Here is an 11531-nt window from a genome sequence, read left to right as displayed (position 1 = left end):
GTCGCTGACCTGCTGAACACTCGACCCCGCCAAACCCTGGAATGGGCAACACCCGCCGAAGCTCTCCATCAGATACTCTCAACGCCACCAGAAACCGACGGTGTTGCAACGACCGCGTGAAACTGCCCGCCAAAATCACCTGCAGAACGTCGATCGCTCCAGAATCGTCGGAGCGGCTTCTCAGGCGCTCAGACGCCGCCGCGCAGCAGCACTCCGCCGTCGATCGTGAGCGTCTGACCGGTCATCCAGGCGGCGTCGTCGGACAGCAGGAACGACACGACACCCGCGATGTCCTCGGGGACACCGAGCCGCTTCAACGGATAGGGCGCAGCGACCTCTTCTTCGCGACCTTCATACAACGCCGTCGCGAACTTCGTCTTCACCACAGCCGGTGCCACCGCGTTCACCCGGATCGAAGGACCCAACTCGACCGCCAACTCCTCGGTGAGGTGGATGACGGCGGCTTTGGTCACGCCGTACATCGCAATGCCCGGCGCGGGACGCAACCCGGCCACGGAGGCGACGTTGACGATGGACCCGCCGTGGGCACCCATCCAGGCATCGTGCACGAGCTTGACCCAGGCCAGCCCGGACAGCACGTTGACGTCGAACATCTTCTGCGCGGCACGAGGCTCCAGAGCGAGCAGCGGTCCGTACGCCGGGTTGATGCCGGTGTTGTTGACCAGCAGATCTACTGAGCCGAAGCGCTCGATCGCCAGGGCGACCGTCTCGGCCTGGTGCTCGGGGTCGTCGGCCTTGCCCGCGACGTACGCCGCGCGCTCGGGTCCCAGCGCATCCACCGCCTCGATCAGGGCGTCCTCGCCACGTGCGGTGATCACGACATTCGCGCCGTCGTCGATCAGTCGTTGCGCGATCGCCAACCCGATCCCGCGGCTGGCGCCGGTCACGATCGCGGTTTTCCCGTCGTGATTACTCATGAAAATCAATCTCCCGTGCTTGAAAATAGGTACCGGCAAGTAAGCTGGATCACATGAGCGTGTCGGGTGCCAGCATCCTGCGGGTGAGCTTCGGCAACGCGGAGCGGTTGCACGCAGTTACTGCTGACAGTCTGCACGCCGTCGCTGACGCTATCGAACGCGCGGGCAAGGATCCGCAGGTGCGGGTCATCGTCATCCATGGCGACGAGCGATCGTTCAGCGCGGGCGCCGATCTGTCCGGTCAGTCCGATCCCGCCAGTTCGGCCACTCTCGACGCGGTCGAGCGACTGATCCACGCGATCCGCGACGTCCCCCGACCCGTCGTCGCTCTGGCGCGCGGTGCGGTGGCCGGTGTGGGCGTGTCCATCGCGCTGGCCACCGACCTGGTTCTGTGCGATGAGGACACCTACTTCCTGCTTGCCTTCACCCGGATCGGACTGATGCCCGACGGCGGTGCCACCGCGCTGGTGGCTGCCTCGATCGGCCGGGCCCGGGCCATGCGGATGGCGCTGCTGGCCGAGAAGCTCACGGCCCGGGACGCCTACCGGCAGGGTCTGATCGCCGGGGTCTACGAGCAGTGCTCCTATGACGCCCGCACCGAGGAGATCATCGAGAAGCTCCTGACCGGCCCCGCCGCGGCGTACGCCGAGACCAAGCGGGCGATCAACGCCGCCACGCTCGACCAGTTGGACGGTGCGCTGGAGCGGGAGGCGACCGCGCAGGTCCGGCTGCTCGGCTCGAACGACTTCGCCGAGGGTGTTGCGGCGTTCTACGACAAGCGGTCGGCGGCCTTCCGCGACCAGCCCCCAGTCGGGTGAGCGGGCCGCTCGCGGGCGTCCGCGTCATCGAACTGGCCGCGATCGGCCCTGCCCCGTTCGCCGGGATGCTGCTGGCCGATCTCGGCGCCGAGGTCATCCGGATCGACCGGCCGACGCCGGATCCGGGCTACGAAGCGATGCACTCGGTGCTCAACCGCGGCCGCCGCCGGATGACCCTGGACCTCAAGGACGCTGAGGGCGTGTCGGTCGTACGCCGACTGGCCAGGACCGCCGACATTCTCACCGAGGGCTTCCGGCCGGGTGTCGCCGAGCGGCTCGGGATCGGTCCGTCGGATCTGTTGGCGGAGAATCCGGCGCTGGTCTACGGCCGGATGACCGGCTGGGGCCAGGACGGGCCGCTGGCCACGACCGCTGGTCACGACATCGGCTACATCGCGCTATCCGGTGCCCTGGCACCTGCGGTTTCTCCCGAAGGCGTGCCCACTCCGCCGCTGAACATGCTGGGCGACTTCGGTGGCGGCGGGATGCTGCTGGTGGTGGGTGTGCTGGCGGCGCTGCAGCACGCGCGGGCGACCGGTGAGGGGCAAGTCGTGGATGCGGCGATCGTCGACGGTGCCGCGCTGTTGACCGCGATGCACCAGGCGATGGTGGCGATCGGCGCGTGGGCCAACCCGCCGGGGCACAACCTGTTCGACGGGGGAGCGCCGTACTACGGGGTCTTCCGCACCCGGGACGACAAGTTCCTGTCCGTCGGCGCGATCGAGCCGCAGTTCTACCGGCTGCTGCTCTCCGGCCTCGGCCTCGACGACGTGAATCCCGCGACCCAGAACGACCAGTCGACCTGGCCGCTGCTGCGCACCCGCGTCGCCGGCCGGATCGCCGAGCGCACCCGCGATGAGTGGATGGCCGTGTTCGGCGGGACCGACGCCTGTGTGGCGCCGGTCCTGGAGCCGGGTGAAGCCCTGGTCGATGGGCACCTGGCCAGCCGATCGACGTACGTCGTGCAGGACGGGGTCCAGCACCCCGCCCCCGCGCCCCGGTTCTCCGGAACCCCCACAACGCTCAACCCCGCTGGTGGGGAAGATGAGACCGAGAAGATCCTGGCCGAGTTGCGTGCGATGGAGGAATGACCATGTCTGAAGCACTGATCTATGAGGCGATCCGCACACCACGCGGCCGCGGCAAGGCCACCGGGTCCCTGCACGAGATCAAACCGGTGAAGATGGTGACCGGGCTGATCGATGAGTTGCGGACCCGGCTGCCGTCGCTCGACGTCGAGGTCGTGGATGACCTGATCCTGGGCGTGGTCAGCCCGATCGGCGACCAGGGTGCCGACATCGCCAAAACGGCAGCCCTCAAAGCCGGATTGCCCTACACCACAGCGGGATTCCAGCTCAACCGGTTCTGCGCGAGTGGTCTGGAAGCGGTCAACATCGCGGCCGAGAAGGTCCGCTCCGGGTGGTACGACATGGTCTGGGCCGGTGGTGTCGAGTCCATGTCGCGGGTGCCGATGGGCTCCGACGGTGGCGCGTGGGCGCAGGACCCGGAGACGGCGCTCGCGACCGGTTTCGTGCCACAGGGCATCGGCGCCGACCTGATCGCGACGATCGAGGGGTTCAGTCGCACCGACGTCGACACCTACGCGGTCGAGAGCCAGGAGCGGGCCGGCAAGGCCATCGCCAACGGACTCTTCGACCGCTCGGTGGTGCCGGTGCGTGACAACGCCGGTCTGCTGGTGCTGGAGAAGGACGAGTTCCCACGGCCGGGCACGACCGTCGAGTCACTGGCGGGGCTGAAACCGTCCTTCGCGCAACTGGGTTCGCAGGCCGGTTTCGATGACGTGGCGCTGACGAAGTACCACTGGGTGCCGGCCATCGACCACGTGCACCACGCCGGCAACTCCTCCGGGATCGTCGACGGGGCGTCCCTCGTGGCGATCGGCACGTCTGAAGTCGGCTCCCGGTTCGGGCTGACGCCGCGGGCGCGGGTCGTGGCGACGGCGGTGTCCGGCGCCGATCCGACCATCATGCTGACCGGTCCTGCTCCGGCTGCCCGCAAGGCGCTGGCCCGGGCGGGGATGACGGTCGCCGACATCGACCTCTACGAGATCAACGAGGCGTTCGCCGCCGTGCCGCTGCGCTTCATGAGGGATCTGGACATCCCGCACGACAAGGTCAACGTCAACGGCGGGGCCATCGCGCTCGGCCACCCGCTGGGTGCGACCGGGGCGATGATCCTGGGCACGTTGCTGGATGAGTTGGAGCGCCGCGACCTGCGCACCGGCCTCGCGACGCTGTGCGTCGGTGGCGGTATGGGCATCGCGACGATCATCGAAAGGGTCTGAACCGCAATGGTTTCCGAAGTCGAAGCAGTGCGTTACGAACGCGACGAGAACGATGTCGTCACGCTGATCCTGGACGACCCGAGTGGGTCCGCGAACGTCATGAATGACGCCTACACCCAGTCGATGCACCGTGCGGTACGCCGGTTGGCCGAGGAGCGGGACGGCCTCACCGGAGTCATCGTGACCAGTGCCAAGAAAACGTTCTTCGCCGGTGGTGATCTGACGATGCTGTCGCAGATCACCCCCGCGACAGCCGGTGACGCGTTTGCTGCAGCGCAGGCCGTCAAAGCCGACCTGCGCTCACTGGAAACGCTCGGTCTGCCCGTGGTCGCCGTACTCAACGGGACGGCGCTCGGCGGCGGACTGGAGATCGCACTGGCCTGTCACCACCGCATTGCGGTCGAGGGTCGCGGCACGGTCTTCGGGCTGCCCGAGGTCACGCTGGGGCTGTTGCCCGGCGGCGGTGGCGTCACGCGGACGGTGCGGATGTTCGGGATCGCGAACGCGGTCACCAACGTGCTGCTGGAGGGCAAGTCGTTCCCACCGGCCAAGGCGCTCGAACTCGGCCTGGTCGACGAGGTCGTGGGCAGCGTCGATGAGGGTCTGCGTGCGGCCCGGGCGTGGATCGCGGAGCACCCGGACGCCGTACAGCCCTGGGACGAAAAGGGATACCGGATGCCGGGCGGCTTCCCGCGCCAGATCGCCGACCAGTTGTCGGTCTTCCCGGCGATCCTGGTCAAGCAACTCAAGGGTGCGCCCTATCCGGCGCCGCGGGCGATCCTGGCGGTGGCGGTCGAGGGCGCCCAGGTCGACTTCGACACCGCGACCCGCATCGAGAGCCGCTATCTGGTGGAGCTGGCCAGCGGCCCGATCACCAAGAACATGATCAAGGCGTTCTTCTTCGATCTGCAGACGATCAAGAAGGGCGGGTCGCGCCCAGCCGGAATCGAGCGGACGTCCGTGTCGAAGGTCGTAGTGCTCGGCGCCGGCATGATGGGCGCCGGAATCGCTTACCAGTTGGCCAAATCCGGCATCGACGTCGTGCTGAAGGACGTGTCTCCCGAGGCGGCTGCCACCGGCAAGGGATACTCGCAGGGACTGGTCACCAAGGCGGTCTCACGCGGTCGGATGACTTCGGAAGCGGCGTCGGCGTTGCTGGACCGGATCACGCCGACCGCTGCTGCGGAGGACGCTGCGGGCTGCGACGCCGTGATCGAGGCGGTCTTCGAGTCGCCGGAGTTGAAGCAGCAGGTCTTCGCGGAGGTGGCACCGTTCCTCGCGCCGGATGCGCTGCTGTGCTCCAACACCTCGACGCTGCCGATCACCCTGCTGGCGTCCGGGGTGGACCGGCCGGCGGACTTCATCGGTCTGCACTTCTTCTCACCGGTCGACAAGATGCCGCTGGTGGAGATCATCCGCGGCGAGCAGACCTCGGACTCGACTCTGGCGCGGGCCTTCGACCTGACGTTGGCGATGAAGAAGACGCCGATCGTGGTGCACGACTCGCGCGGGTTCTTCACCAGCCGGGTCATCGGCACCTTCGTCAACGAGGGTCTGGCCATGCTGGCCGAGGGAGTTTCGCCGGTGTCGCTGGAACGTGCTGCGACACAGGCGGGTTACCCGGTGGGGCCGTTGCAGTTGTCCGACGAACTCAACCTGGAGTTGATGGCCAAGATCGCGGACGCAACCGCTGCGGCCGCCGGTGAGGGGTACGTCGAGCACCCGGGGACCGGTGTGGTGCGCACGATGCTGGCGCAAGACCGCGCAGGCAAGAAGGCGGGAGCCGGCTTCTACGACTACGCCGACGGTCGCCGTACGTCGCTCTGGTCGGGCCTGGCCACGACGTTCCCGCAGGCCGACCCGATCCCCTTCGAGGACGTCCAGGAGCGGATGCTCTTCGTCGAGGCGTTGGAGAGCGTCAAGTGCGTGCAGGAGGGCGTGCTGACCTCAGTCGCCGACGCGAACATCGGCTCGATCATGGGTATCGGCTTCCCCGCCTGGACCGGCGGAGTGCTGCAGTACATCAACGGGTACGAGCACGGGCTCAAGGGCTTCATCGCACGGGCCGGGGAACTGCAGGACAGGTACGGCGATCGGTTCGCGGTGCCCTCGCTGCTGCAGGAGATGGCCGACCAGGACAAAACCTTCAGCTGATCCGACGGGGGTGTTGACCCTGACACCGTGTCAGACGGTCGAGTGAACACACCATGTTGAGTATCGGAGAGTTCGCCCGGGTGGCCGGGGTGTCCGTGCGGATGTTGCGGCACTACGACCACCTCGGCCTGCTGCACCCGGCGTCCGTCGACCCGTCGTCGGGCTATCGCTCCTATTCAGCCAGCCAGTTGGATCGCATGAACCGACTGGTTGCGTTGAAGGAGCTGGGCTTCTCGTTGGCCACGATTCAGGAGTTGCTGGACGAAGCCGACGAAGCCACCCTCGGCGATCGACTGCGTCGCAGGCGCGACGAACTGCGCGATCAGATCGAGGCCGACGGTGTGCGGCTGCGGCAGATCGAGGCGAGGCTCCGAATGATCGAGAAGGAGAATGTTGTGTCTGATTACTCGTTGACCTCGCTTCCGCAGGTCACGGTCGCCCAACTGAGCGACACCGTCAGTGGCCAGAGTGAGATCGCCGGGCGCATCGGTCCGTTGTTCGGCAGGGTCATGGAGGCAGTCGCCTCCGCCGGCGTGCCGCTCACCGGTCCCACCCTGGCGACCTACACCGTGCGCGGTGAGGAGATGGAGATCGCGGCGGCCGCTCCCGTCGCGGACGGATCGGCTCCGGCGGGCACATCGGCGGTGACCATTGACGCAGTGCCGTCGGCAGTGACGACGCGCTACGAATCGGAGGGCATCGACGACATCGTCGGGGCGTGGCAGGACCTGGTCCGCGAGGTCGAAGCGCGCGGCCTAACGCCGCGCGGTGTCTGCCGCGAGGTCTATCTGGAGACTCCGGACAGCGGGGGCGACCGCTGGGTTGTCGACCTGCAGCAACCGGTGGCCTGAGCCCCCGGGTTCGGATACGGATGGCGGGTTTGCGGCGTCTCAACCCGCCATCCGTATCCGAAGTCGGGAAGGGGCGCGGTCGGCGTACGCAAATTAGGGCCTGGATCGTTTGCACTCTCGGGGTGCGAGTGCCAATAATGGCGTTAGCACTCTCGCCCCGAGAGTGACAAAAGTGGCCGTCCGACGAGAGCCGCCTCCGGTGGATGACGTGAGTTCACCGGCCCGGTTCGTCCGTCGCGGGCGTCGTACGGCCAGCCCGTAACGCGACGTGTGGGAGGACTACCGCACATGGCTAAGTTGATTGCTTTCGATGAAGAGGCGCGCCGCGGCCTCGAGCGGGGTATGAACACCCTCGCCGACGCCGTCAAGGTGACGCTGGGCCCCAAGGGCCGCAACGTGGTGCTCGAGAAGAAGTGGGGCGCCCCCACGATCACCAACGATGGTGTGTCCATCGCCAAGGAGATCGAGCTCGACGAGCCGTACGAGAAGATCGGCGCCGAGCTGGTCAAGGAAGTTGCCAAGAAGACGGACGACGTCGCCGGTGACGGTACGACGACCGCCACGGTTCTGGCCCAGGCCATGGTTCGCGAGGGGCTGCGCAACGTCGCCGCCGGCGCGAACCCGATGGCGCTGAAGCGCGGCATCGAGACCGCGGTCTCCGGTGTCAGCCAGGCGCTGCTGGACAACGCCAAGGAGATCGAGACCAAGGAGCAGATCGCTGCGACCGCGTCCATCTCCGCTGCTGACCCGCAGATCGGCGAGCTGATCGCCGAGGCGATGGACAAGGTCGGCAAGGAAGGCGTCATCACCGTCGAGGAGAGCAACACCTTCGGTCTGGAGCTGGAGCTCACCGAGGGTATGCGCTTCGACAAGGGCTACATCTCCGGTTACTTCGTGACCGACACCGAGCGCATGGAGACGGTCCTGGAGGACCCCTACATCCTCATCGTCAACTCCAAGATCAGCACCGTGAAGGACCTGCTGCCGCTGCTGGAGAAGGTCATGCAGTCCGGCAAGCCGCTGGTGATCATCGCCGAGGACGTCGACGGCGAGGCCCTGTCCACGCTGGTCGTCAACAAGATCCGTGGCACCTTCAAGTCGGTCGCCGTCAAGGCGCCGGGCTTCGGTGACCGCCGCAAGGCCATGCTGCAGGACATCGCGATCCTGACCGGTGGCCAGGTCATCTCCGAGGAGGTCGGCCTCAAGCTGGAGACCGCCGAGCTGGAGCTGCTGGGCCGCGCCCGCAAGGTCGTCGTCACCAAGGACGAGACCACTGTGGTCGAGGGTGCCGGTGACGCTTCGCAGATCGCTGGCCGGGTCAACCAGATCCGCGCCGAGATCGAGAACAGCGACTCCGACTACGACCGCGAGAAGCTGCAGGAGCGCCTGGCCAAGCTGGCCGGTGGCGTCGCCGTCATCAAGGCGGGTGCTGCAACCGAGGTCGAGCTGAAGGAGCGCAAGCACCGCATCGAGGACGCCGTCCGCAACGCGAAGGCTGCCGTCGAAGAGGGCATCGTCGCCGGTGGTGGCGTGGCTCTGCTGCAGGCGACCGACGTTGCGTTCGCCGACCTGAAGCTGGAAGGTGACGAGGCGACCGGTGCGAACATCGTGCGCGTCGCTGCCGAGGCTCCGCTGAAGCAGATCGCACTGAACGCCGGGCTCGAGCCGGGCGTCGTGGTGGAGAAGGTCCGCAACCTGCCCGCCGGTGAAGGTCTGAACGCCGCGACCGGTGAGTACGTCAACATGGTCGACTCGGGCATCATCGACCCGGCCAAGGTGACCCGTTCGGCGCTGCAGAACGCCGCGTCGATCGCCGCCCTGTTCCTGACCACCGAGGCTGTCATCGCTGACAAGCCCGAGAAGGCGGCTGCTCCGGCAGGCGACCCGACCGGTGGCATGGGGGACATGGGCTTCTAGTCCAACCCGCACCAAGCGAAGGCCGCTCTCCCGCTGGGAGGGCGGCCTTCGCCGTACGTTGAAATTCTCGTGGGACTCGGCCCGGTCAGCTGATCGTGATCTGGGCCAGGCGGATCATGTTGCCGGACGGATCGCGGAAGCCGCAGTCGATGCCGTAGGGCCGCTCCTCGGGTTTCTCGTAGAACTCCACGCCCCTGGCCGACAGGTCGTCGTAGTCGCGGCGCACGTCGTCGGTGACCAGGAAGACGGCGCCGATCAGTCCGGAGGACATGGCTTTCTCCACCAGGTCGTGCTGCTCGTCGGTGAATACGGGCGCGCCCGGGATGCTCATCAGGACGATCTCGATGTCGGGCTGGTCCTTGGGGCCGACGGTGAGCCAGCGGAAGCCGGCCATCTCCGGGAAGCTCCAGTCCGAGCGCAGTTCGAAGCCGACCTTGGTGGTCCAGAAGTCGAGAGCGACCTCCTGGTCGTGGACCCAGAGGTTGATGCTGGAAATGGTGATGCTCACGGGGTTCCTCCTGTAACGGTGTTCGGTGTGCTCGACGCTACGGAGGGGGAGTCGGCCGGGTCTTCTCGAAACGTGCGCAGTTGCGGCCGGCTCTCGCGGCGCACGACGCACCCCGGGATCGCGAACCGTGGCGCTTGGGCGAACTCGGCGCGGTACTGCGTAGGCGTCTGCCCGTACATCCGCTTAAAACTGGTCGTGAAGCTGCCGACCGAGGTCAGCCCCACTTCGACGCAGACCCGCGCGACGTCGTGGTCGGTGTGGCGCAGGAGGGCGGCGGCGCGTTCCAGGCGGCGGGTCAGCAGGTAACCGTGCGGGCTGATCCCGAACATCTCCCGGAACGCCCGCGAGAAGTGCGCCTGGCTCAAGCCCGCGGCGGCCGCCATGTCGGCCACGCCGATCGGCTCCTCGAAGCGATGATCGGCGAGGTCGCGGGCGCGCAGCAGATGGCGTTCGATCGGCAGGCCCACGACGACAGTGTGCCCTGCTCGGATCAGCCCGGGTAGGCGCCGGCGACGATGTCCTCTTCCAGGGTGGGGTGGCTCGGCGTCCAGTTGAAGCGCTCGCGGGTGATCGCGCTCGACGCCGGCAGGTCCATGGCGAAGACCCGGCCGACAAACCCCAGTTCGGCTGCGAGTACGTCGGCTGGTTGCGATTGCGTCGGCAGGTCCAGCGCCGCCCCCAGCGCCTCAGCGATCGAGCGCGAGGTGATGCCTTCTTCGGCCACTGCGTGCACGACCGACCCGGCTGGTGCCGACTCGACGGCGAGGGCAACCAACTGGCCCGCGTCGGCGCGGTGCACCGCTGACCACCGGTTCGACCCGTCGCCCGGATAGGCGGCGAACCCCTGGGCCCGGGCGCCCCGGGCGATCAGCGCGATGAAGCCGTGGTCACCGCCGGTGCCGTGGACGGTCGGGGCGAAGCGGACCGCGACACTTCGCACGCCCTTCCCGGCGTAGTCCATCGCGAGGGCCTCGCTGCCGCCGCGCATGGAGTCCGGGCCGGAGAAGGGGCTGCGGTCGGTCTCCACGAGCGGGCGACCCATCGGGATGGCGGTGCCGGAGGCGATCAGCAGCGGACGGTCGGAGCCGGCGAGAGCTGCGCCGAAGGTGTCGACGGCTGCTCGCTCGGCCCGGTTGGACTCAGCTGGGTTGGACCAGTCGTGTTTGTTCGCCAAGTGGACGACGCCGTCGGAGTTTTCCGCGGCCGAGCGCAAGGCAGCCAGGTCGTCCAGGTCGGCGGCGATGGGCTCGACGCCGGCCGCGCGCAGTGTGTCGGCGGACGTTGCCGAGCGGGCCATCGCTGTCACGGTGTGCCCGGCTGCTAGTAGTTCGGGCACGACAGCCGAACCGATCCAGCCGGAGGCACCGGTCATGAAGATGTGCATGTTGTCTCCTTATTTGATGTCAGATGCTGACATCAGCGACGGTAGCAGCTGATGACAGGAACTGTCATCGACTACCCTCACGGGTATGGCTCGATGGCAACCGGGTGCACCCGACCGGCTCAAGGACGCAGCCATGGCGCTCTTCGGTGAGCGCGGCTACGACCAGACGACTGTCGCCGACATCGCGCAACGAGCCGATCTGACCGAGCGCACCTTCTACCGGTACTTCAGCGACAAGCGTGAGGTGCTCTTCGATGGCGGCGCCGCGTTGGAGGCGTTGATGCTGGAGGCCGTGCGGGCGGAGCCCGAAACCGCCTCGGAGACAGCGCTCTTAGCCGCGGCGCTGGAAGGTTTGGGTGGGTTTTTCCCGGCCGATCGGCGTACGTTCTCGCGGTCACGCCAACAGATCCTGGACGCCGAACCGGCTCTGCAGGAGCGGGAGATGCTCAAACTGGCGCGGCTGACGACGGCGCTAGCGGATGCACTGGCTGAGCGGGGGGTTCCTGCGTCGCGGGCACGGCTGACCGCCGAGCTGGCGCTGGGAGTGTTCCGGGCGTCGTTCGCCCAATGGATCGATGCCGAACCGGCGCGCGACCTGGTGGACATCCAGCGCGAAGCCCTCGCTGAGTGGCGTTCGCTGGCAGGGTCGTGAGTTG

General features: G+C 67.5%; 11 protein-coding genes. 7 read left to right on the top strand and 4 right to left on the bottom strand.

The genetic code is table 11. The features are described from left to right. Window positions 1–188: 188 nt before the first annotated feature. Window positions 189–938, bottom strand: coding sequence for an SDR family oxidoreductase (locus AZH51_RS09435; protein ID WP_291523569.1), 750 nt, complete (start codon window positions 936–938; stop codon window positions 189–191). Window positions 939–991: 53 nt separating this feature from the next. Between AZH51_RS09435 and AZH51_RS09430 the strand changes: the two genes are divergently transcribed. The 6 genes from AZH51_RS09430 to groL all read left to right on the top strand — a co-directional run bounded on the left by AZH51_RS09430 (window position 992) and on the right by groL (window position 8983). Then, entirely contained in the window at window positions 992–1756 is a 765-nt protein-coding gene (locus tag AZH51_RS09430) for an enoyl-CoA hydratase-related protein (protein WP_291523567.1), read from the top strand. Next, window positions 1753–2847, top strand: a complete 1095-nt coding sequence (locus tag AZH51_RS09425; protein ID WP_291523566.1) for a CaiB/BaiF CoA-transferase family protein — start codon at window positions 1753–1755, stop codon at window positions 2845–2847. Before AZH51_RS09430 ends, AZH51_RS09425 begins: the two co-directional genes overlap by 4 nt. Window positions 2848–2849: 2 nt before the next feature. Then, window positions 2850–4061: an acetyl-CoA C-acetyltransferase gene (locus AZH51_RS09420; RefSeq protein ID WP_291523564.1), complete on the top strand. Its 1212-nt coding sequence runs from the start codon at window positions 2850–2852 to the stop codon at window positions 4059–4061. Between the two features lie 6 nt (window positions 4062–4067). Continuing rightward, the gene (locus AZH51_RS09415) at window positions 4068–6215 is read left to right on the top strand and encodes an FAD-dependent oxidoreductase (protein WP_291523562.1); all 2148 of its coding nucleotides are present in this window, start codon (window positions 4068–4070) and stop codon (window positions 6213–6215) included. 53 nt (window positions 6216–6268) lie between these two features. Continuing rightward, window positions 6269–7066 carry a MerR family transcriptional regulator gene (locus AZH51_RS09410; RefSeq protein WP_291523560.1) on the top strand — a complete coding sequence of 266 codons (798 nt, stop codon included), beginning with the start codon at window positions 6269–6271 and terminating at the stop codon, window positions 7064–7066. 288 nt (window positions 7067–7354) lie between these two features. Next, window positions 7355–8983: a chaperonin GroEL gene (gene groL / locus AZH51_RS09405; protein ID WP_291523558.1), complete on the top strand. Its 1629-nt coding sequence runs from the start codon at window positions 7355–7357 to the stop codon at window positions 8981–8983. Window positions 8984–9068: 85 nt separating this feature from the next. Here the strand turns inward: groL and AZH51_RS09400 are convergent, their stop codons facing one another. The 3 genes from AZH51_RS09400 to AZH51_RS09390 are packed head-to-tail and all read right to left on the bottom strand — an operon-like array spanning window position 9069 to window position 10875. Beyond that, entirely contained in the window at window positions 9069–9491 is a 423-nt protein-coding gene (locus AZH51_RS09400) for a VOC family protein (protein ID WP_291523556.1), read from the bottom strand. After that, the gene (locus AZH51_RS09395) at window positions 9488–9958 is read right to left on the bottom strand and encodes a helix-turn-helix domain-containing protein (RefSeq protein ID WP_291523554.1); all 471 of its coding nucleotides are present in this window, start codon (window positions 9956–9958) and stop codon (window positions 9488–9490) included. The genes AZH51_RS09400 and AZH51_RS09395 overlap by 4 nt, the downstream gene beginning before the upstream one ends. 23 nt (window positions 9959–9981) lie before the next feature. Continuing rightward, on the bottom strand, window positions 9982–10875 hold the full coding sequence (locus tag AZH51_RS09390; RefSeq protein ID WP_291523552.1) for an SDR family oxidoreductase: 894 nt from the start codon (window positions 10873–10875) through the stop codon (window positions 9982–9984). A gap of 85 nt (window positions 10876–10960) precedes the next feature. On the opposite strand from AZH51_RS09390, the gene AZH51_RS09385 reads away from it, so the two are divergent. Beyond that, on the top strand, window positions 10961–11527 hold the full coding sequence (locus tag AZH51_RS09385) for a TetR family transcriptional regulator (protein ID WP_291523550.1): 567 nt from the start codon (window positions 10961–10963) through the stop codon (window positions 11525–11527). Window positions 11528–11531 lie beyond the last annotated feature (4 nt).

Source organism: Branchiibius sp. NY16-3462-2, from assembly GCF_001594145.1.
GTDB lineage: Bacteria > Actinomycetota > Actinomycetes > Actinomycetales > Dermatophilaceae > Branchiibius.
Note: the sequence above shows the minus strand (reverse complement) of the source record. Positions and strands in the feature narration are given on the sequence as shown.